The 22,551-nt window shown below is 42.4% G+C and carries 21 protein-coding genes; 13 read left to right on the top strand and 8 right to left on the bottom strand.

Features of this window, described 5'->3' with window-relative positions; genetic code table 11:
* Positions 1-174 precede the first annotated feature (174 nt).
* From J2T13_RS16950 to J2T13_RS16960, 3 genes are read left to right on the top strand one after another with little or no spacing between them, the layout of a single operon-like run.
* The gene (locus J2T13_RS16950; protein ID WP_429373355.1) at positions 175-2,817 is read left to right on the top strand and encodes a TerB N-terminal domain-containing protein; all 2,643 of its coding nucleotides are present in this window, start codon (positions 175-177) and stop codon (positions 2,815-2,817) included.
* Positions 2,810-4,129: an ATP-binding protein gene (locus J2T13_RS16955; protein WP_429373357.1), complete on the top strand. Its 1,320-nt coding sequence runs from the start codon at positions 2,810-2,812 to the stop codon at positions 4,127-4,129. The genes J2T13_RS16950 and J2T13_RS16955 overlap by 8 nt, the downstream gene beginning before the upstream one ends.
* Entirely contained in the window at positions 4,126-6,306 is a 2,181-nt protein-coding gene (locus J2T13_RS16960) for a DEAD/DEAH box helicase (protein ID WP_429373359.1), read from the top strand. Before J2T13_RS16955 ends, J2T13_RS16960 begins: the two co-directional genes overlap by 4 nt.
* Positions 6,307-6,405: 99 nt before the next feature.
* Here J2T13_RS16960 and J2T13_RS16965 read toward each other — a convergent pair whose 3' ends face one another.
* Complete coding sequence (locus J2T13_RS16965; RefSeq protein ID WP_429373361.1) at positions 6,406-7,035, bottom strand: copper amine oxidase N-terminal domain-containing protein; 630 nt, start codon at positions 7,033-7,035, stop codon at positions 6,406-6,408.
* 151 nt (positions 7,036-7,186) lie between these two features.
* Positions 7,187-7,879 carry a stalk domain-containing protein gene (locus tag J2T13_RS16970; protein WP_429373362.1) on the bottom strand — a complete coding sequence of 231 codons (693 nt, stop codon included), beginning with the start codon at positions 7,877-7,879 and terminating at the stop codon, positions 7,187-7,189.
* Between the two features lie 218 nt (positions 7,880-8,097).
* On the opposite strand from J2T13_RS16970, the gene J2T13_RS16975 reads away from it, so the two are divergent.
* The 10 genes from J2T13_RS16975 to J2T13_RS17020 all read left to right on the top strand — a co-directional run bounded on the left by J2T13_RS16975 (position 8,098) and on the right by J2T13_RS17020 (position 17,491).
* A complete protein-coding gene (locus J2T13_RS16975; protein WP_429373363.1) occupies positions 8,098-8,274 on the top strand; it encodes a hypothetical protein in 177 nt (58 codons plus the stop codon).
* A 205-nt stretch (positions 8,275-8,479) separates the two neighbouring features.
* Positions 8,480-8,824 (top strand): hypothetical protein, encoded by a 345-nt coding sequence (locus J2T13_RS16980; RefSeq protein WP_429373365.1) that lies wholly within the window; start codon positions 8,480-8,482, stop codon positions 8,822-8,824.
* A gap of 177 nt (positions 8,825-9,001) precedes the next feature.
* Entirely contained in the window at positions 9,002-9,493 is a 492-nt protein-coding gene (locus J2T13_RS16985; RefSeq protein ID WP_429373367.1) for a cation:proton antiporter regulatory subunit, read from the top strand.
* A gap of 4 nt (positions 9,494-9,497) precedes the next feature.
* Complete coding sequence (locus J2T13_RS16990; RefSeq protein WP_429373369.1) at positions 9,498-10,745, top strand: cation:proton antiporter; 1,248 nt, start codon at positions 9,498-9,500, stop codon at positions 10,743-10,745.
* 89 nt (positions 10,746-10,834) lie between these two features.
* Positions 10,835-11,758: a YitT family protein gene (locus tag J2T13_RS16995; RefSeq protein WP_429373371.1), complete on the top strand. Its 924-nt coding sequence runs from the start codon at positions 10,835-10,837 to the stop codon at positions 11,756-11,758.
* A 316-nt stretch (positions 11,759-12,074) separates the two neighbouring features.
* Positions 12,075-13,235 (top strand): BMP family ABC transporter substrate-binding protein, encoded by a 1,161-nt coding sequence (locus J2T13_RS17000; protein ID WP_429373373.1) that lies wholly within the window; start codon positions 12,075-12,077, stop codon positions 13,233-13,235.
* 107 nt (positions 13,236-13,342) lie between these two features.
* Complete coding sequence (locus J2T13_RS17005) at positions 13,343-13,825, top strand: nucleoside deaminase (protein WP_429373375.1); 483 nt, start codon at positions 13,343-13,345, stop codon at positions 13,823-13,825.
* 32 nt (positions 13,826-13,857) lie between these two features.
* Entirely contained in the window at positions 13,858-15,390 is a 1,533-nt protein-coding gene (locus J2T13_RS17010) for an ABC transporter ATP-binding protein (RefSeq protein ID WP_429373377.1), read from the top strand.
* Positions 15,387-16,523: an ABC transporter permease gene (locus tag J2T13_RS17015; RefSeq protein ID WP_429373379.1), complete on the top strand. Its 1,137-nt coding sequence runs from the start codon at positions 15,387-15,389 to the stop codon at positions 16,521-16,523. Before J2T13_RS17010 ends, J2T13_RS17015 begins: the two co-directional genes overlap by 4 nt.
* A 38-nt stretch (positions 16,524-16,561) precedes the next feature.
* Entirely contained in the window at positions 16,562-17,491 is a 930-nt protein-coding gene (locus tag J2T13_RS17020; protein ID WP_429373381.1) for an ABC transporter permease, read from the top strand.
* A gap of 381 nt (positions 17,492-17,872) precedes the next feature.
* On the opposite strand, the gene J2T13_RS17025 is transcribed toward J2T13_RS17020, so the two are convergent.
* The 6 genes from J2T13_RS17025 to J2T13_RS17050 all read right to left on the bottom strand — a co-directional run bounded on the left by J2T13_RS17025 (position 17,873) and on the right by J2T13_RS17050 (position 22,536).
* Entirely contained in the window at positions 17,873-18,163 is a 291-nt protein-coding gene (locus tag J2T13_RS17025) for a hypothetical protein (protein ID WP_429373383.1), read from the bottom strand.
* A gap of 313 nt (positions 18,164-18,476) precedes the next feature.
* Positions 18,477-19,562: an undecaprenyldiphospho-muramoylpentapeptide beta-N-acetylglucosaminyltransferase gene (locus J2T13_RS17030; RefSeq protein ID WP_429373384.1), complete on the bottom strand. Its 1,086-nt coding sequence runs from the start codon at positions 19,560-19,562 to the stop codon at positions 18,477-18,479.
* A gap of 29 nt (positions 19,563-19,591) precedes the next feature.
* The gene (gene infC / locus J2T13_RS17035; protein WP_429373386.1) at positions 19,592-20,077 is read right to left on the bottom strand and encodes a translation initiation factor IF-3; all 486 of its coding nucleotides are present in this window, start codon (positions 20,075-20,077) and stop codon (positions 19,592-19,594) included.
* A 226-nt stretch (positions 20,078-20,303) separates the two neighbouring features.
* Positions 20,304-20,954, bottom strand: a complete 651-nt coding sequence (locus J2T13_RS17040; protein ID WP_429373388.1) for an amino acid ABC transporter permease — start codon at positions 20,952-20,954, stop codon at positions 20,304-20,306.
* Positions 20,955-20,997: 43 nt separating this feature from the next.
* Positions 20,998-21,657, bottom strand: coding sequence for an amino acid ABC transporter permease (locus tag J2T13_RS17045; protein ID WP_429373433.1), 660 nt, complete (start codon positions 21,655-21,657; stop codon positions 20,998-21,000).
* 81 nt (positions 21,658-21,738) lie between these two features.
* Entirely contained in the window at positions 21,739-22,536 is a 798-nt protein-coding gene (locus tag J2T13_RS17050) for a transporter substrate-binding domain-containing protein (RefSeq protein ID WP_429373390.1), read from the bottom strand.
* Positions 22,537-22,551 lie beyond the last annotated feature (15 nt).

The following is a 22,551-nucleotide window of genomic DNA, read 5'->3' on the forward strand; positions in this document are numbered from 1 at the left end:
TCGATCATAAAGAGTGATATAATAATGATCACAGTATATTTCGGAATTAAGGGGCAGACGAATGTCAATTTTGCACAAAATGATTATGGAGAAACCTAACATCGTGTCATTGCAGGTTAATGATTGTCAGGTTTCTTTGTTATATATAGACGGGTTAGTAACGGGGGGCCTTGTATGAATGAAGATAAGGAACCGAAGCTAGATGGTGATCCTATGGATGGGAATTCAGAGTTGATTCTCGAAGGGTACACAGAGATGAGTAACGGTGTGGGTACAGCCTATGCTATTCCAGTATTAACTGTTGGAGATCAGAGATTTCAAGCTGCCAATATATCACGAGAGATTAGACCAGGTGTCGATAGCGTTAAAGTGGGGGATAGAGATATGCCCGTTCAAAAGCTTAGGGAATTAGGTGTGGGCCTGATGGGACGTACGATTCATGGCGCACTGATGGACAAGCCATACAAATTGACTCCTTTAGAGATTATTTACCGAGGAAGCGAGCGTCTACAAGGGGCTTGGAGTCGGATTCAATTTCCCAATCTAATATGGCCCTATGGTGGCGAACATCCGGTGTACGATCATTTGGAATTCCTGGCAAAATGGGGCTTGAACGGCGGTGTAAAAGGTGGGGCTCTCCATCATGCAACGGAACTCCGAATGTTCATGGAACATACGGCGCTAAACTACCCAGAAGTAAAGATGTTAGTTATAGGGAAAAAGAACATATTAGACAAGCTGAAGTTGTTGAGTTGGGATGACATGGATGCGCTATGGCTTGTTGGAACCCAGAAGCAGGAAGTTAGACTGGAGAACATAACGAGTAGCATTGTAATCGCAGCACCTCATGTGGTCAAGCAAGAGATGGTGCAGATGATACCTTTTGATATCATGATCATGCTTGAACCGGACGATCTAACGAAAAGCACAACAACTCAGGTATACAAACAACTGAAACGTATCAAGTCTCGTATCAAGTTGGCGGTTTATTCTGAAGAGGGATATGTGACACAGCCGAAGGTTTCAACCGTGCATATGAATCTTCTAAAGATTAGTGATTATACCTTGCAGCAATATGCGATCTATAATCCTAAGCATCCAAGAAAAGAGCTACCGAAGGCTTACCAAAGGATGCAAAGTACACCGACGCCCCTCCCCTCCCCATCGTTACACATGACCGAAGTGGATGTAGGCATGGTAAAGGACCAGAAGGGATCGCCGATTCCGCGTAGAGAAGCAGGGTATACACCAATGCCATCCTTACCGCTACGGGTACCACCCGTGCAAATGACTGCAACATCAGACATTGCATCCTTATTTCAATCTGATCCGAATAGGATTAAGTTAGGAACAGTAACGGAACACCGGTTCACGAGCAGAGCGAAGGAACTGGTAGACCGTACAGAGGACTATGCAGTATTCATACCCTATATGAATTATTGGCCCACCTATGACAGCATGACAACCGTACAGTCCAAGTGGTATTTCTACTGGAGAGGGGCCGTAAGACGTGGTGAATATCCAGACACCGATCTTTCTTATATTTTCCTATATGTCTATGAGTTAATTAACGGTGTGGGATGGACTAACGCTGTCGACGGATACCATTTGATGGTTGCTGTATGGGTAGCTTACCGTGATCGCCATCTGAAATTGAATGGTTATTTGATAGATTGGATTGCAGATTACGCACTGCTTCACCAACTGGATGTTTCATTAGATATTTTTGATGAAGTACTACAGCAATTGTCTGGCGATTTATTAGAAATCGAGATGTCACGAAGATTTAACGCCGATCCACTAGATGTTCCATTTCCTCTGATGCTGAAGCTGTCAGATTATGATATAAGCAAAAGTAAGTTTTATAATGAGGGTGGGCGTGTACTCATCCAAGAATATGCACCTAAAGTGTTAGCTTTAGTGGATTCTTATTTATTTAAACAGCAAAATATGCGACTGATTAACATATTCTATCCGGGGCTACCTTTGGATAAAGAGAGATTCGTATTCCAGAGTGCTATGTATGATGATTCACTATACGGGAGTACGGTCACCGTTCATGTAACTCGCATTAGCGAGCACATACCTCTTCGTGAATTTATGACCCAATTGGTTAGAACGATCGAGAATAAGCTCCGAGAAATACGTCATTTTAAAGGTAAGCTCCGTGGAATTGAGCTCGAGCCTGAGCTTGAGCGATTGGTGTCACGTTACTTAGATCGTGAGTTGAATGGATTACCGGCTAGAGAGCAGAAGGGACCTGCTGTTGTTATTGATGTAGAGAAGTTAGCTAAATTGCAGCAGGATTCAGAATTTGTGCGGGACATTCTTACCGTAGATTTAGATGATGTAAATGTAGACGATACTAGTGCAGATGAAAGACATATAGAACCTATGGAGTCAAAGAAATCCCACAAAAGGGAAGATTCAGATGCAGGTAAACTACAATTACAGTCTATCGATGATAAAAATATAGATAAAAATAATACATTGGATGTTCTGGTCGAGTGCGAGCCTATGGTGTCTACATCATCTATTTCATGGAATACTACGGGACTTCCTGATGAATGGCGAGAGTGGGTACAAGCACTAAGTCCTAGTTACTTAGAGGCTCTTTATACGCTGAAGCAAGGGCTGGGGTATTCAGAGTTACAACGTATTGCCCAAGATGTTGGGACGATGCCAGAGCTATTACTTGATGGTATTAATGAAGTGGCGATGGATATACTAGGCGATCTTGTAATCGATGGAGATGTCATAATGGAAGAGTATGTGCCACTATTTGCAAACTTAACAAGAGGTGAACGCCATGAATGAAGTCAAAATTCCAAGAAGAATGACAACAGCACTCGTCAATTCACTAACCGCTGGTGTAGTTCCTAGAATTGGATTGGAGCATATTGCCGTTGGGCGTAAATATGAGGTCGAGGCGATACTACGTGATATGGATAATGTCGCTGAAGGTGGAGCTACATTTAAGCTAATTACGGGTCGTTATGGTAGCGGTAAAAGCTTTCTATTACAAATGATTCGTAATTATGCGATGGATCGTGAGTTTGTTGTCGCAGATGCGGATCTATCACCTGAGCGTAGATTGGTAGGTACCAAAGGGCAAGGGCTGGCGACGTATCGTGAGCTGATTACGCATCTATCTACACGGACTAGACCAGATGGGGGAGCGCTTGAAGTTATTTTGCAGAAATGGATTTCTTCCATTCAGCAAGATGTAATGAAGGAGTTGAATCTCCGTCCTGATGATGCTGCCTTGATTCTTGAAGTGGAGCAGAGAATATATGCGATTACAGGGAAAATGCATAATCTAGTACACGGCTTTGATTTCGCTAAGGTGCTGGCCATGTATTGGAATAGTTATAAATTAGCCGATGATGAGGGCAAACAAGCGGCTCTACGCTGGCTTCGAGGGGAATTTGCTACGAAGACAGAAGCGAAGAAGGAAATGGGTGTCGGCGTCATCATTAATGATGACAATTGGTATGATTATATGAAGTTATGGTCCGAATTCATAGCCCATATTGGCTATAAAGGGTTGCTTCTTTTTATTGATGAAGGCGTGAACCTTTATAAAATTACGAATAGTATCTCTCGTCAGAGTAACTATGAGAAGTTGTTAATGATGTTCAATGATACGATGCAAGGAAAGGCAGAACATCTGGGGATCTTCATGGGTGGAACACCCCAATTTGTAGAGGACACACGACGAGGACTGTATAGCTATGATGCTCTTCGTTCACGACTGGTGGAGGGGCGTTATGGTGCGGAGGGCTTGAAGAATTACACAGGACCGATGATTCGATTGGATATGTTATCACATGAGGAAATATTAATTCTGTTACAGAAGTTGAGAAGCATTCATGCCATGCAATATGGATATGAGATTCAGATAACGGATAATCAGCTCGTCCAATTTATGGAGCTTGCTGTCGGTAGAATGGGGGCAGATGAACTGCTTACCACGCGTGAAGTCGTAAGAGATTTCATGGACTTACTGAATACGTTATATCAGAATCCTGAGAAGTCGTTCGAAGATCTCATTGGAGAGAGAACCATTCCGTCAGCAACTGAAGATCCTGATGAAGTGAACGATTTTCTTGCGGAGTTTGAGCTATGAGTGACAACCCCTTTTATAGATTAGCACCCTTTATTCAAGAATATATCTATAACAAAAGGTGGGACGAGCTGCGCGAGGCTCAAGTTGAAGCTTGTCGTGTTCTATTCGATACACCGAATCACTTACTCATTGCATCAGGGACAGCAACGGGTAAGACGGAGGCCGTTTTCTTTCCAGCTTTGACAGAACTTCATGATCGGCCATCGAGTTCTGTAGGGATCCTATATATTAGTCCGTTGAAAGCGCTGATTAATGATCAATTCGAGCGCCTGAATGATCTGCTCCGAGAGGCGAGAATTCCTGTATGGCATTGGCATGGGGATGTATCGCAAGCAGAAAAGACAAAATTGATGCGTAAACCATCAGGTGTACTGCAAATTACGCCTGAGTCGCTTGAAGGACTACTCATGAATCGGCCTAATGCTATTCCGGCGTTATTTAACGACCTTCGTTACATCATTATTGATGAGGTTCATGCCTTTATGGGATCAGACCGTGGGATTCAGGTGCTGTGCCAGCTGGCTAGAATAGAACGTATGGCTTACTGTACGCCGCGAAGAATAGGTCTGTCTGCAACGCTTAGCGACTATGATGCTGCGACAGATTGGCTAGGTGCAGGGACTTCGAGGTCTGTTGAAGTGGTTGCCCCACAAGGTGGACGCAAATTGAAGCTAAGTGTGGAACACTTCTCATTCCCCGATGCCCGTACTGAGGAACAGGCACAAATGCTTGAGATGGCTAAACAGGCCTATCACGATTATATTTATGACCATACGCATCGTAAAAAAGCCTTGGTCTTCACCAATAGTCGCTCTGACGCGGAATTAATGACGCTGGAGTTACGCCGCATTGCTGCTAAACGTCATGAGCCTGACGTATTCTATGTGCATCATGGCAGCATCTCAGCCATGCTTCGTGAAGAGGCAGAAGCAGCACTACGGACAGGGCATGGGCCTGCTGTGGCTGCGGCTACGCTCACACTTGAACTAGGGATAGACCTTGGCGAACTGGAACGTGTCGTGCAATTAGGCGCGCCGTATAGCAGTTCTAGCTTCGTACAACGGTTGGGTCGTTCAGGTCGCCGAGGAGATGCTCCATCTGAAATGTTATTCGTGTGCCCGGAAGAAGAAGATGAGGAGGCTCAGCTTCCTGCTCGCATGCCATGGACACTGCTTCGAGCCATTGCGGTCATTGAGCTATATGTGCGGGAAAAGTGGGTAGAGTCGTTGACAACACGTCAGATGCCGATCGGTTTGCTGTACCATCAGACGATGAGCGCGCTCAAAAGCTTAGGGGAAGCAACGCCTGCTGACCTTGCTAGAGCCGTGTTAACGTTACCTTCTTTTAAGCAGATAGAGCCTAGCGATTACAAAACATTCCTGAATTATTTACTGCAAACCGATCATATTCAGCGGACAGAGGAAGGTTCGCTTATTATCGGACTTATGGGCGAACGAATCGTGAACAATTTCCGCTTCTATGCTGTGTTTAAAGATGATGAAGAGCATGTAGTCTACAATGGAACAGAGGAGATCGGCTCCATTACGACGGTTCCGCCTCCAGGTTATTGCTTCTCGTTGGCTGGGAAGCTGTGGAAGGTGGAGGAAGTAGACACGAAACATAAAGCAGTTTACGTTAAATCGGCACGCGGCAAAGTGGACACACTCTGGCTGGGGGCCGGAGGTGATGTGCATACCCGTGTGGTACACAAGATGCGTGATATTTTAGCGGATGACGTCATCTATTCTTATCTAGCACCGAATGCGGTCAATCGTCTGGAGCGGGCACGCCGGCTTGCACGTGAGAGTGGAATGCTGAAAAGTATAGTCATCCCTGCTGGGGGAGATTCTGTATTTGTGATGCCATGGATCGGGAGTAAGCAATTCCGTACGTTGGAACGGCTTATTAAGAACAACTTGATGGATAAATTGGCTTTACGCTCTGTAACACCGATGGAGCCATACTATATGGTTGTGTCCGGTAGAACGAGCGCCGAGAACCTTTTGGGACAGATTCTAGCAGAGTGCTCGAACTGTGGAGATCCTATTTCACTATTAGCTCCAGATGAAGCGCCCTATTTAGGGAAGTATGATGAGTTTGCACCTACAGAATTAATACGTAGAGCTTTTGCAATCGACGGGCTTGATGTAGGTGGACTGGCTAAATCGTTGCAATAATGTGAAAGAGTCCATCATCTAAGGTTACTATATCTAGTAGGTATAACAAAAAAGCCTCTGTCTGAACGATGACGGGGCTTTTTTGTTTGTTTCAACTTACTATTCGTTTTTGTATGAAAGTCCAGGGAATACAGTATAACTATTTACATCAAAGTATTGTACTCGTTTCCATGTTTTTATTTTGCCTTGAGCGATTTCATAATCCCAAATCTCTCCAAATAATTTATCTTCGTAAGTTATGACTTTTACTCTCACCTTGAGTCCGTTTTTTGTGCGTTGAGCATCTACAATCTCATAATCAAGTATTGCTGGATACATGCCACCGATCGGTATCAAATCAAATCCTTCCACGACAACGGACTTGATTAACTCATCATCACGATTATCAAAACCAGCTATATGGATCGCAATGAGATTTCTAACACCGGCCCAACTGCTGCTACCTATATTGAGTTCTTCTTTCCATATATCTTCTTGAGAAGATACATTTCTATCTTTAATTGTAACTGTCTGATTTTTTTGATCCCAACTCACATTTGCACCTAACGCTTTTGAGACATAACTTATAGGTACCATTACTCGATTATCAATCATTCGTGGTGCTACATCTGGAGAGACTGCTTGACCATTTACTACGATCTTAATTGTTCCCTTCGCAAAGGCTAAACCTACGACTGCACTTAGCAAAAAAACGACTGCAAAAAGTGAAATTACGAGCTTTTTTTTCATTTTAATTATCCTCCTTTAAGTATCTATATATTAAAGACGTAAAAAATGGATATAGTTTCAGTCGTATAACCAGTAAATCATAAAATAAATCACTAGCTTTAGACCGTATACGAATGATTGTTTCCTAAGATTACATACAGAAATATGCTAATTATTTGTCATCTTCAACTAAAAATATATCCTCCAAATTATTCATATCCTTAGTCCCTAATGATTGTATTTTTCCCTGCGAATTAATTGTTCCATATTCCGCAAGCCCTGCATGTGTACTAATGTTATAATAAACCCAATTTTGTTTTAAATTAGGATTATTACCTCTCTCAGCAAGCACAGTATTAGTTGGAATTAATAAAAAGGGGTTTTTAGAACTTTCTTTCAAAGTCCCTGTCCAAGTTATCCAAACAGCATTTCCCTTCAATTTATAATGGTTTACGATGCCATCCGCAATCATGAAAAACTCATTGGATTTTCCTTCAGGAAAGTAGATACGTAGATTCCCGCCAAATTGGTTTTCATCCGTATTTTCTATTTTCAATAGAATATCATTTTTCAATGCTGTTTTATTGTTATTTTGAAGTGTAACGATGTTGTTTTCTTGATCTGATATCTTTAAGGTTTTCGATTTATTATCCCAACTTAGTATCTTCAAACCTTCCAAATGTTCAATTACCTTTATGGGTACGTATGTTACTCCCTTGACAATGAACGGCGATGAAGTTTCTTCTACAGCTACATTATTAATATATATATCTGGTGTTTTCTGTGTTGCTGCACTTGTTAAACTAGTCAATAGGAGATTAGACATGAAGAAAATAACTAAAGTAACTAAAGCCTTGGTTTTCACTTTTTAAATCCCTCCGAGTGTATTGTTAATAAATACCACAATAATGCGCTATATTGTTATAACGATACATACTTCCTAAAGTTGCGAATAATAGGATTTATTTTCAAAAATATGATTTCCAAAGATAGCGATCCAAGATCGCTCCGTTATTCAAGCTTCCTTCTAGAAGAGAAGACTGGCGTTCTACGCTCAGGTCAGTTGCTGCAATTTTTGGGAGATTGGACAGTGTAGGGGAGGTTATCGCGAGTTACGAGCATCAAGCGGAGGAAACCCAAAAAACGCTTAGCCGTTCTGTTCATCGGCAGACGGTAGCCTTCCTACGGATTTCAGCAGATGGAATTAGACTTTATGATGATGAAACTTTATTTGAAGCAATCTTAAACCATCCTTGTTGACAACAGTGTGTCAAGAACGAAATGAAAACGAATATATCATGGTTACTATTTCTATGGTTTCGCTGTACCCAATTCGTTTAAGGTAAGTGGAGGATATGACTTTAATGACCGACCCTTTCTGTAATTTTAAGGGTGTTATGGTTTGAGGTACACCCGGTTATGTGTTATCATTTTAGTGACAGTATGAAGCAAAGGGGGAAAAGCTATGAAACAAATCCATAGATTGCTTAGACTATTTATATTTATGGGTATGGTTTTTGTGATGGCCTTTTCTTTTCCAGTGTCTTCTCATACTGAGTATACGAGCGAGTCGATCCCTGAAGAGATTACAAGTGAATCCAATGTGCCAACAGCAGCTGTTCGTAAGCCTTCACCGCTTCTCCTCAAGCTGAAGATGATCACTAGATTATTGCCTATACTTTTTTTAGTCTCGTTAATAGCTTTGCTATGCCTTCCGAACCGCCACACGCCATTTAAATCCAGTATACGGGTGTTATTACGCAAATTATTTTTAGATCCTATTCGATTCACCTCCACTTTTGTGAGTTAAGAAATTCCCCTTGTTTATTCGTTGACCCTAAAATATCTGCTTATTATTGTACGAAATCGTAAAAGATAGAACTATGTCCTAATTCCGTTGAAAAATAGAGATCAACACCGTTCATTTCGGACGATGTATTTGAGTCTATTTAAATATATAAGCAGAATAATTGGAGGTATTTTAATAATGAATGTAAGAGAAACAGATCTACCAGGAATCGGAAAGAAATTTCAGGTTACGACCCGTGGTGGAGATAAGCTAATCATTATTATCCATGACGATGGTAGACGTGAAATGTACCATTTCGAGTATGATGATCCTGACGAAAGTATCTCCATGATTACTATGGATGATGATGAAGCACGTATCATTGCAGCGATTGTGGGTGGAATGACGTATGTTCCCAAAGCACTTGAAAAAGTGGATATGGCATTTGATGAGTTGATTATTGAATGGTACAAACTTGACAATAGCTACGCTGCCATCGGTAAATCGATTGGTGAACTGAATGTAAGACAGAACTCAGGAGCAATGATTATTGCCGTTGTTGAGAATCATAAGAAGCACGTTAATCCAGGTCCAGATTTCGTCATTCCTTCGGAATCCACATTGGTTGTTGTTGGCGAACGCGAACAGCAGAAATCATTCAAACAAATCTTACTGAATGGAAGTGGTTAAATAGATGGACCATTTAGTTTTTGAAGTGGGCTTGGCTATCGCCCTAATAGCGGCAGCCGGTCTTTTGGCTAATAAGATACGATTTTCAGTAATACCCTTCTATATCCTTATTGGGATGGCTGTAGGCCCGCATGCGATGAGTTTTTGGCATTTCGATTTCCGGTTCATTGAAAGTGCTCCATTCATCGATTTTCTGGGTCGAATAGGTGTATTGTTTCTATTGTTCTATTTAGGAATTGAATTCTCCATCGGTAGACTGATTAAGTCAGGTAAGAATATCGTTATGGGTGGGTCTATATATATTGGTATTAACTTTTTCTTAGGTCTTATGCTGGGATGGCTCGCTGGATTCCCTATCGCAGAGATTCTAGTCATTGCAGGAATCACCACCATATCCTCTAGTGCAATCGTAGCTAAAGTCCTCGTTGATTTGAAACGTACTGCTAATACGGAGACAGAAATGGTGCTTGGAATTACCATGTTTGAAGATGTATTCTTGGCCGTCTACTTATCTATCCTCTCTGGTATCGTACTTAGTGACTCCTCAAGTGTCTGGGGTGTATTGCTCACCGCTTCAATCGCGTTAGGATTCATGCTCGCCATGATTATTATTGGACGCAAAGCTGTTCCTCTATTAAATAAGCTACTCAACATTCGATCGAATGAGTTATTTATTCTTGTTATTTTTGGTGCATTGTTTCTAGTGGCAGGTTTTTCTGAGACCATTCACGTTGCTGAAGCAATCGGAGCTTTACTTTTTGGACTTGTGTTAGCGGATACTGAACATGCGAAACGTATTGAGCATATGATTATGCCTTTTAGAGACTTTTTTGGAGCTATCTTTTTCTTCAGCTTCGGTCTATCTATTGATCCGATGGCGATGTTTGGTGCCGTTTGGTTATCTCTTGCCGCAGTGGCCTTGACGATCTTTGGTAACCTTGTAGCGGCTATTCTGGCTGGAAGAAGTGCGGGGTTATCTACTAAAGCATCTTTTAATATTGGATTTACGATCATGGGCCGTGGAGAATTTTCCATTATTATGGCTAACTTAGGTAAGGCTGGAGGGCTTATGCCTGTATTACAAAGCTTCACTGCTTTGTATGTGCTTATTATGGCGATTCTGGGTCCGCTACTCTCTAAAGAATCCAAGCATATCTACAATTTTATGGATAAAATATTCAAATTTAAGGATTCCAAAAGAGGGAAAGAGCGTAAGGTCAAGCCAATTATTCCAGAGAATAATGGGACATAAACTCCTGTTGGGGTTCACAGGTTAAATTGCTACTCTAGAGATATCCGTTGAATAGGATATTGCCTATGGCGGAAGAGGAGGATTTACTAGTGAAAACACTACACACATCGTTAGAATCTTCTCATCGTTCTGTTAAAGAGGGCTCCATCAAAAAATGGTCTATCAAAGTATTGTTCATTATTGTGGGAAGTATATTAGCCTCTGTAGGACTTGAATTGTTTTTAATTCCCAATCAGATCATTGTGGGCGGCATGACTGGGATTTCAGCATTGTTTGCACATGTTACGGAGATGAGGTTAGGTTTGTTTCTATTCCTCTTCAATGTCCCTTTTATGCTAATGGCCTATAGACATCTTCGGAGGGAATTTATACTATTGGCGGTCCTTGGACTCGGGGTGTTCTCATTTACGGCGATCTTTCTGCATCCCATTCCTGCCCTTATTGAACATCCAGTATCTGCTGCGATCTGTGGAGGAATATCGTTGGGACTAGGTATCGGTATCGTTGTTCGATTTGGGGGTATGCTGGACACACTTGAAATGGCTGATCGCACTTTAGCGAGAGTAAGAATCCCGCTGTCGCTAGATAATCTCATTATGGTGATCAATTGTGTGATACTGACAGCTGCCGGCATTATTTTCGGTTGGGATCAAGCCATGTACTCGATTATAGCTTATTTACTCGCATTTGAGATGGTGCATATCACGCTTGGGGGATTCTCTTTGCACCGGATGACGTACGTGGTTAGCCATCGGCATGAGGAAATTGCAGAAGCGTTAAGCATGCGGCTTCGTCTGGAAAACATGGGAGAAGATGATCATACGGAGCACCACGAACAAGTAAAGGTTGGAAATACAATCATTTATGATGTTTCTGGACTACCCACATCTCTGGTGTACAAGGTTCATATTTTTGAGTTAGCTCAATTCAGAGGAATTGTAAAGTCTATTGATCCTGACGTTAGTATTTCGAATGTCTCGGATAGAATGACAACTGCCGTTCATAAGCAGTAACGGTATAGTCCATTTAAATACGAATTTAATTTAAAAAGTCTACTTCATGGTTAACCACGGAGTAGGCTTTTTGCTGTTGCATGCTAGATGAGAAGACGACAGCATCATATTTATATCCTTGTAATGTTTACTAACATAATAAAGTGACGGGTAGTGCGTGAAGTCTAATAATATCGTAAATACTGTATATATTTACAAATAAGATGGATACGAATTGACCCAAAATATTCCTGATCGTATATTGTTGGTAAGGAAACTTAACATCAATCGTTTGCGGAATGTAGAAGCAGAATATTTATCATTAGGGGGACTGTGAATGAGATGGATGAGGAAATGTAGCCCGAAGAGTGTAACTTTGGTACTAATGTTGGTGCTATTTACGGTATTGATAGGATGTTCTCAGGAAGCAGCACAGACACCTAAATCTGAACCGACGGAACCCGTGAACACATCTACGCAGGTAGTGGAAGAGAGTAAAGAGAAGGAATTACCGCGTGTTGCATTTGTCTATATTGGACAGCCGGGTGATGGGGGCTGGACGTACGAACATGATAAAGGACGTCAGTATATGGAGGAGAAGCTTGGAGTTAAAGCTGACTTCGTGGAGAATGTGCCGGAAAGTGCTGATGCAGAGCGTGTGATTACGGAACTGGCACAGAGTCATGACATTATATTTACGACTAGCTTTGGATATATGGATTACACATTGAACGTTGCTAAGAAATTTCCAAAGGTTATATTTATGCACACAGCCGGTTATAAGACCGCCGAGAATATGGGGACTTACTTTGGACGTAATTACGAAGTGAGTTACTTATCTGGGATTGCGGCAGGTAAAATGACTAAAAATAATACGATAGGTTACGTTGGAGCCTTTCCGATTCCGGAAGTTATTTATAACATTAATGCCTTTGAATTAGGTGTTCAAAGTGTAAATAAGGACGCTAAGGTACAAGTGGTATGGAGCAACACATGGTTCGATCCAGCAACGGAACGTCAAGCAGCGATTAGCTTACTTGATAAAGGAGCAGACATATTGCTAGCTTATCAAGACTCTCCGGCGACGATCCAAGCCGCTGCTGAAAGAGGAGCTTTTGCTGGGGGAAATGACTCGGATATGAATCGGTTTGCACCAGAGACTTATTTGACGAATCCAATCTGGAATTGGGGCCCGTATTATACAAAAGTCGTGCAAGATGTGATGGATGGAACATGGACGAATGAACAGTATATGGGTGACATGAAGGATGACATGGTCGGATTAGCACCCCTGGGTAAGAATGTTCCGGAGGATGTGAAGAAACTTGTAGAAGATGCTAAGGCTAAAATCCTGAGTGGTGAGCTACACGTGTTCTCTGGTCCGATCTATGACAGCACAGGTACGTTAAAGGTGGAAGAAGGACAGACGCTATCCGACGCCGACATTCTTAGTAACAATTGGTTTGTTAAAGGTGTGGAAGGAACCATTCCTCAATAACTATAACATTTAAGTATGAAACAGATTGGAGTCTTGAAGCGGATCATTCCCATGCATGTCTAAGGGGATGATCCTGCTATATATGATTGGGTAGGGAGTGAGTGTGTATGGGTTACCAAGATCACATCTTGTATTTAAAGAGATGTATTGAAGTATCTAAAGACGCAAGAGAACATGGAAACACCCCTTTTGGTGCCGTGTTGGTGAGTCCGGAGGGTCAGATTTTGCTAGAACAAAGAAATGTTGAAATTACGGAATCCAAGTGCACAGGACATGCGGAGGCAATGCTAATGGAAGCTGCCTCCAAAAGCTACGATAAGCTATATTTATGGGGATGTACATTATATACAACGGCGGAACCGTGTGCAATGTGTGCAGGTTCCATCTATTGGGGCAATGTCGGTAGAGTGGTCTATGGCATTACGGAGAAAAGATTAGCAGAATTGACAGGAGACGACGAACAGAATTTAACACTAAACCTACCTTGTACAGAAGTCTTTGCGAGAGGTCGGAAGAATATTAAAGTGATTGGTCCTTTTCCTGAATTAGAGCAAGAAACCGTGGCAGTCCATGCTGGTTTTTGGACCTAAACATACTCATTCGATTAGAAGGATGTGGGGAGATGACAGAATGGTCTGTTGAAATGAAACAAATTACCAAGAAGTTCGGTACTGTAGTTGCCAATGATGCTGTAGATTTCTTGGTGGGTGTAGGAGAGATTCATGCGCTTCTAGGGGAGAATGGCGCAGGTAAAAGTACAATGATGAGCATGCTTAGTGGTATGTATCGTGCTGATCAGGGCAGTATTCGTATTCATGGGCAAGTAGTAGAGATCTCATCACCGAAGATGGCAATGGATCTTGGAATTGGTACGGTACATCAGAACTTTCGTTTAGTACCGACTCTTACAGCTATGGAGAATATCGTACTTGGTGAGAAGAGCAGCGTGTGGCGTGGCAGGTCATGGCACAAGCGTAAGAAAGAAGAGGTTGGAGAGCTCGCACAGCATTATGGGCTAGGATTTCCTGTAGACACGCCAATATGGCAGTTGTCTGTTGGTGAGCAGCAGCGTGTAGAGATTGTGAAGACACTCTACCGAGGGGCAGATATTATCATTTTGGATGAACCGACGTCTGTGTTAACTCCGGGTGAGGTAGAGCAACTTTTTCTGACGATGGAACGATTGAAGCAGAGCGGTAAGAGCATGATTATTACAACTCATAAGTTGAAGGAAGTTATGGCAGTATCTGATCATATCTCAGTGATGCGTAAGGGGAAAATGATTGCTAGTATGCCGAAGCAACGTACCCATGAACATCATTTAGCGATGCTGATGGTAGGTCGAGAAATGAAAGTGCCAGAGCAGAGGGAGAGTCAGAGTTGTGGTGAGATTATTCTGTCTGTACATCATCTGAATGCGAAGGGCGATGATGGGCGACAGGCATTGAAAGATGTGAGTTTGGATGTGTTTCGGGGAGAAATCGTGGGCATAGCGGGTGTTGCTGGTAATGGTCAGAAGGAGCTTGCTGAAGTGCTGACAGGAACTCGTGCTAAGAGTGGGGGGACCGTCGAATATGATGGACGGCAGATTCAGAAGTCCTCTGTAAGGCACTTAATTGAGGGTGGAATTGCCCATATCCCAGAGAATCGAATGAAAAGTGGATTGGCTGGAAGCTTGGGGGCTGTAGATAATCTACTTTTAAAGTCCTATCGCCAACGTGAACGTTCCATATTCGGTTTTTTAAGGAAGAAACATAATGAGCAGTGGAGCCGAGATATGATCGAACAATTCGATGTCGTTACACCTGCATTGCATACACCCGTTCGGCAGTTGTCAGGTGGTAATCAACAAAAGCTACTGTTTGCAAGAGAAGTCGAGCAGAACCCGCAGTTAATGATCGCTGTACATCCTACACAAGGACTCGATATAGCTGCCTCTGAATCTGTATGTGATCTGCTCTTGAATTTAAGAAACCGAGGGAGTGGTATCTTACTGATCTCTGAGGATTTGGATGAATTACTAGAGATGTGTGACCGAATTGTTGTTTTGTATGATGGAACGGTAAATGGAGAAGTAACGCGTGAGGAGGCTAATAAAGAGACCCTTGGGTTGTATATGGCAGGCATGACGAAAGAGAGGGAGGAAGCGGTATGAATTCCAAGCAACCAGACCCTAAGCTCATGTCGAATAAAGACGAATTAGTCATCGGTTCATCACGATTTCCATTTCGACTGCAATATGATTCTACGAGAACTTCAAGCAAGTGGTGGGTCACGATCATTTCAATTGTCATGGCTTTGTTATTCTGTGCTGTGCTGATGTCATTTGGCGGAATGAACCCGTTTACCGTATATGCCAAAATGTTCACAGGTGCCTTTGGCTCCACCTATGGATTTAGTGAAACGATAGTGAAAGCTATTCCACTGTTGCTCTGTGGTCTTGGTGTAGCTGCAGCCTACCGTATGTCACTTTGGAACATTGGGGCGGAGGGGCAATTCATTATGGGAGCGATTGGGGCCGCTTCAGTGACCATTCTATTCCCGGATCTTTCAGGTGCACTGTATATTCCGTTCATGGTGTTAGGGGGGATCTTGGGAGGAGCTGCGTGGGGGCTATTAACAGCTATTCCTAAAGCCTACTTCGGAGTAAATGAATTAATATCTTCACTGATGCTGAACTATATTGCACTACTGTTCTTAGATTATTTAGTGTATGGACCTTGGAGAGATCCGAAGGGATTTAACTTCCCGGGGAGTAAAGAATTTGAATTAAATCAGCAACTAATCACCTTATTTGGAACCAGAGTTCATATCGGAATTCTATTTGCCCTTATTGCGGTCGTATTGTTCTCATTCTTTATGAATCATACCCGGTGGGGATACGAGATGAGAATCATCGGCTCTAATCCGAATGCCGCTTCATATGCAGGCATGAATATTAATAAACAAATTCTAGTAGTCATGATGATTAGTGGCGGTCTAGCGGGTCTAGCTGGGGCTAGTGAGGTAAGTGGTGTAACCCATCGATTGATGTATGGTATTTCACCAGGGTATGGATATACCGCAATCATCGTAGCTTGGATAGCTAAGCTTAACCCATGGGGAATGATTGTTTCCTCCGTAATGTTCGGTGGATTGATTGTAGGCGGGTATAGCGTGCAGACAATTGGGCTACCGTCATCCATGTCACTAATGCTTCAAGGAGCGATGCTATTTTTTCTGATCGGTGGAGATATGGCGGGTAGGTTTAGAATCATTCGACATCAACCCAAGGTCGCGAATGCATAAATATACTAGAAAGTAGGACAGGAGAGAGGCGGTGGAACATGGATTTTATAATGAACCTGCTTGTCGTTGCGATATCAGCGGGTACACCGTTACTATTTGCTGCGTTGGGCGGTATTCTGTGTGAACGATCAGGCGTGGTTAATCTAGGAACAGAAGGAATCATGCTGATGGGAGCGGTATCGGCGTGTTTGACATATATTCATTCTGGAAGCTTTATTCTAGCGGTACTAGCCGCGATCGGCAGTGGATGTTTATTAGGGTTATTACATTCGTTTCTTAGTATTACGCTAAAAGCGAATCAGAACGTTAGTGGGCTCGGAATTACGTTGTTCGGCACAGGCCTGAGTGCGTATCTCGGTAAACCCGCCGCAGGAACACCCATTCCAGGATCTGTTCCTAAGGTGAATCTGCCATGGCTTGATGGCGTACCTATCCTAGGAAATCTATTTGCACATTTAGACATACTCATCTGGTTCAGCTTCTTGCTCGTTATTATGCTTCATTTCTATATGAACAAGACTTCTTGGGGGCTTCACCTACGCTCTGTTGGAGATAGCCCAGCTACGGCGGACGCGATGGGTTTGCGGGTTTATATGATTAGATATGCGCATGTCGTTGCAGGTTCCGCTTTGATGGGTCTTGCAGGAGCGTACCTTCTACTGGCATACTCGCCAAGTTGGATTGAGAATATGACTGCAGGAAGAGGCTGGATTGCCATTGCACTCATTATTTTTGCTAGGTGGAGTCCAGGGCGGGCGCTTATATGTGCATACATGTTTGGTGCAATGGATGCTATTGGATTTCGGTTACAGATTATTGGAAGTGAAATTCCATCCTATTTTCTGAAAATGATTCCGTATGTGCTCACCATTATCGTGCTCATGTTCTTCGGCTGGCGTAGTCGTCACCAACTATCCAATCAACCCCAGTCGCTCGGCGTGCCTTACATCCGTGAGCAGAGGTTGTGAGAATAGGACAAAGGCAAGTCTATTTTGGGATCAAAACCAAAATCAGTGCATGACATCGATTGAACGGACACCAGAGACCTTATTTGCTGTAATTACCCTGATTCTGGATCTCTACGGACACCAAAGACCTTATTTCACATCATTCTAGGTGATTGGGACCCATTATGGGTAAATAAGAGCTTCTGTGTCCGTTAGGATGAAGCCTAAATACGTCAAGCACTGATTGCATTGAATCATATTGTCTTGTTTGAATATCCAATGACATAAGGTGAGCGTTTTCCGAGAGTATTCAGGGAAGCGATCACCTTATGTCATCGGAGCGTTAAGCGCTGTTTTTTGAGTGTCTACTTAAAGGTGGATAATACCAAACAGGGTCCGTCATTATCTTGTTATATGCTGTATAATCTCCCCGTCTTTTCTAGAAATAGAGTATTGAGCAATCGGGACAACATCCTCATCTAAAAATATGACCTTGTAGGAAGGTATATGTTCGCCCTTTTCAGTTACAGCATAAACCTCATTTGTCTGAACTGTAAAATGACTACTTAAGTAAGCACTATTTTCAGAAAAATTTTGTTTTGCGATTGTAACTGCATTCTCCATTGTTATATTGCTTGTGCACCCAACAATAAATATACATAGTGCAAATAAAGTAGTTGAGAGTTTCTTCATATTATTACACCCACCCATTTACTATCGACATGGTGATACTTCCTCAATTAGAACAATACATCAAAAAACTATAATTCACCAAATTATTAGCGACCTAAAAGGAAGATGGAACAGCTTCGCTTGGAGCTGGTATGTGATAATGAACATGGGCCAACATGGAAACCCATGAATAACATGCTAATTATTGATGCAGGGAGTACGCTTTTGAGATCCCCTAAGATCAAATAAGAGCAAGGAAGCCTCCATCTTATGATGTGATTGAGGTCCCCTTGCTCTTATATTATGAAATAATCAGAAAATATGAGCTCTTAACTCATGACTTTCTCGTTTTACTCGTTGCTGTATTTTGAATCATTTCCATGACCTGATTTATGGTATTTTCCCCATTATAGTTAGCCATGTTCTGCGCAATCTCATCTCTTCTAGAAGTCAGTAGTTCGACCGCGTCGATGAAGGATTCGTCGGTTAATGTTTCCTCTTCTAACACTTCAGCATAGCCCGCCTTTCTAAAAGAATGGGCATTCAATATTTGATCGCCTCGACTCGCTGCTCTAGAGAGTGGAATTAATAGCATCGGTTTGTGGAGGGCGAGAAATTCGAAAATAGAATTAGAGCCAGCTCTAGTGACAACGATATGTGCAGCAGCTATGACATCTGTCAATTCATCATGAAGGTATTCATATTGTTGGTATCCCTCACGTTCAATCGAAGGATCAATTTGGTTTTTTCCACAAATATGAACGATTTGGAATTGCGTGAGTAAGTGATCTAAGTTACCTCGTACAATTCCATTAATTCGCTTCGAACCTAAGCTTCCACCCATAATAAGCATGACCGGTTTAGAAGAAGTGAATGTTAGAAAAGAGAGACCTTTAGCAGTGTCGCCACTTCGTAAGTCATCACGGATAATAGATCCTACATAGATAGCTTTATCACTCTTTAACTCATTTAACGTCTCAGGGAAAGTTACGCATACTTTGGTGGCTAGCGGAAGAGCAATTCGATTTGCAAGCCCTGGCGTAATATCCGATTCGTGTATAACGATAGGGACATGATTTAATTTTGCACCAATCACAACGGGTACGGAGACAAAGCCTCCTTTAGAGAAGACAACATCGGGTTTTATTTTTCTGATGAGTGAGTAAGCTTCAAATACACCCTTAATGATTCGAAAGGGATCCTTGAAGTTCTCAATATTTAGATATCTACGAAGTTTGCCAGTCGAAATGCCATAGTACTCAACATTGTCGAAAGGTTGAATGAGCTCTGCTTCAATTCCTTTTTTGGAACCCATATAGGCAATGTTCCAGCCGAGTTCTGTAAACTTAGGAATAAGAGCCATATTAACGGTGACGTGACCGGCAGATCCACCGCCTGTGAATAAAATTTTCTTGGACATATTATGAACCTCGCCTTTTCTCTTCAAATCTAGTTCGGATTAACCTGAACCATAGCTTGTTTACCACTAAGTTGTATTCCGGATTGTTTCGTACCCAGAGATGCTAGTTCTTTGGTTAGGTTCTCTAGTAATTCTTTGGCTTTAATGCCTTCCTTGCCTTTGATACGTACAACAAGCATAACAGCATTTCCTGCTTTAAGCATTCGCTCTGCTTGGTTTTTCTTCGTCTCGTAATCATGGTCTTCGATCTGAGGAGTCAGACGGAGCTCTTTTACCTTAATACTTTGCCCCTGTTTACGTGTTGCTTGCTGAGATTGTTGTATTTCTTGTTTGGCCGCACCTGCTCGAATCAATTTACAGGGTGGTGGACTGCTTAAAAGAGAGGTACAGACTAGATCTACCTTGAGTTTCTTAGCCAAGGCTAGAGCGTCGGCGGTAGCAATGACCCCTAAATCTTCACCATTCACTCCTGTTAGTTGAACCTCGGCTGCCTTGATTTTATCATTCTTAATCATATGGAATACACCTGAACTTTCACATGGGATAATGACCCCATGTTAGCGCGTGGCAGGACAAATATCAACCTTTTTAGTATATTGAAAGTGGATAGAACATCGTGAGGAGCCTATGAAGATTGGCCATCCCTAGACCCTGAAAGGCCGTCGTAAGGAGGAGGGTCTATCCTGCATGGGCTCTCAATTAGGGTTAGAATCCGAATGGGAGTATTCTTTGGTGTGATCATTAATAAGTTTTTGATTCCAGACGTCGAGCGATAATCGACAGTGTGTAATTGACAATGAAATATAATACAGCTGCGAGCAGTAGAGCTGGAATAACATAATTGAAGTTCTGTCCGCTAAGAATCTGTACATTATGCATAATCTCCGGTAGTGAAATGATGATAGCGAGAGAGGTGTCCTTAAGTAGTGAAATGAATTGACTGACCATGGGTGGGGACATCCGACGTAAGGCTTGTGGGAGTATGATATTCCAGAAAGTCTGCATGTAACTAAGTCCTGAGGAACGAGCCGCTTCAATCTGTCCCTTATCAATAGAATTCAATCCACTCCGCACAATTTCTGAGATCATGGCACCTTCGAATAACGCTAACGCAGCGACAGTTGACCAGAAGGGAGACATACGGACGCCTAGCTGGGGTAATACCAGTTGAATAAAAAATATAATGAGTAGAAGTGGAAGATTACGAATGATGTCTGAGAAAATAGCTGTTAATCGAGCGACGATAGGCATTCGAGTATATCTTAAAGTACCTAACACGACTCCAAGTACGAAGCTTAATAGAATAGAAATAAGTGCGACCTCTAACGTAACTAGGAAGCCATGCATAATAAATTTTAGATTAGGAAAAGAATAAGCTCCGATGAAATCCATGACAAGAATTGCTCCTCTCCTCATCGTTATGAATTAGTTGTTGTTAGCTAGCTGTATTGAAGCGTCGTTCCATATAAAGAACAGCGAAGCTGAGAGGAATAGTTAGTACTAAGTAGAATAGGGCTACGAAAGTATATACCGTTAAGGGGAGAAACGTATCAGAGTTAATGAGATCGGCGTAGTACATCAAGTCCATACCCGCAACAACAGCAAGAATAGAGGAGTTCTTGACCAAGTTAATGAACTGGTTCCCGATAGCGGGTAATACAATTCTAATGGCCTGAGGAAAGATGACAAATAGCATGGTCTGCAGATAAGAAAGCCCTGTTGCCCGCGCGGCTTCCGCCTGTCCTTGTGGAACCGATTGAATACCCGCTCGGATAGCTTCTGCTATGAAAGAGGCGGTGTATACCGTCAGACCAAGCGTTCCAGAGGTAAATCCATCGAGTCGAATACCCAGCGAGGGTAGGCCCAGATAGAAAAAGAATACAACGATCAGGAGTGGGATGTTGCGAATGAACTCCACATAGATCGTCCCGATCCAATTTAGGGGTCGAAGAGGAGCGATTCGGCAGACAGCCACAATTGCTCCGAGAATAAAGCTTCCAATAAGAGCGATAATACTAACCTGTATCGTATTGATGAAACCCTCCATATAACGGTCCCAGTTGTCGAACAAAATATTTACGTTAAATGTCCCCATAGCTGTTCTTCGATCCTCCGTTCCATTGGTATACAAAAAGAGGAGAGGCCTAGATCGCATCTCCTCTTCAATCCGCATAGTCTAATCAGGTTTGACACCCATCCATTGTTCATATAGATTGTCGTACTCTCCTGTATCTTTTAGTTCCTTTACTAGCTCATTGACGGTCGTTACGAATTCAGTGTCCCCTTTGCGAATAGCTATTCCATAAGGTTCATCTGTGAATGTACCGCCTACCAATACATAATTAGGGTCTTGCTGCTGCATGCCGAGTAGAATGGCGTTATCTGTGGTGAGCGCGTCACCTTTGCCAGCTTTGAGGGCGGTGAAAGCATCTTGATAGTTCTCTAGTTCAAGGACTTCTGTTTCCGGAGCCTTCTCACGAATGTTAGTCGCAGAAGTAGAACCTTTGACAGCCAGAACCGTAGTTCCTTTGGCTAAATCAGCGATGCTTTGGATGGTGCTTCCTTTTTTCACTAGAAGAGACTGACCCGCTTTGAAATAAACATCACTGAAATCAACTTGTTCTTTGCGCTCTTCCGTTATAGTCATCGTAGCGATAATGAGGTCGATATCTCCATTCTGGAGGAGGGGGATGCGAGTTTTAGAGGTAACTTCTTTCAATTCTATTTTTGTTTCATCGCCAAGAACCTTTTTAGCCAAAGCTTTAGCGATATCAATATCGAAACCTTCCACATCTCCTGTTGCTGGATCCTTCAGTCCGAATAACTTGGTGTCATATTTAACACCTACAATAACTTTCCCCCGGTTTTTAATCGCTCCAAGAGTGGTATCCTCTTTGGAACTACATCCTGTAAATACTAGAACCGCTGCCATAACGACAACTAGAGACAAATGCCACCTTAACCTATGTTTCATTATGTTGTTCCCCTT

The organism is Paenibacillus sp. DS2015, assembly GCF_050433705.1.
Taxonomy (GTDB): Bacteria; Bacillota; Bacilli; order Paenibacillales; family Paenibacillaceae; genus Paenibacillus_AQ.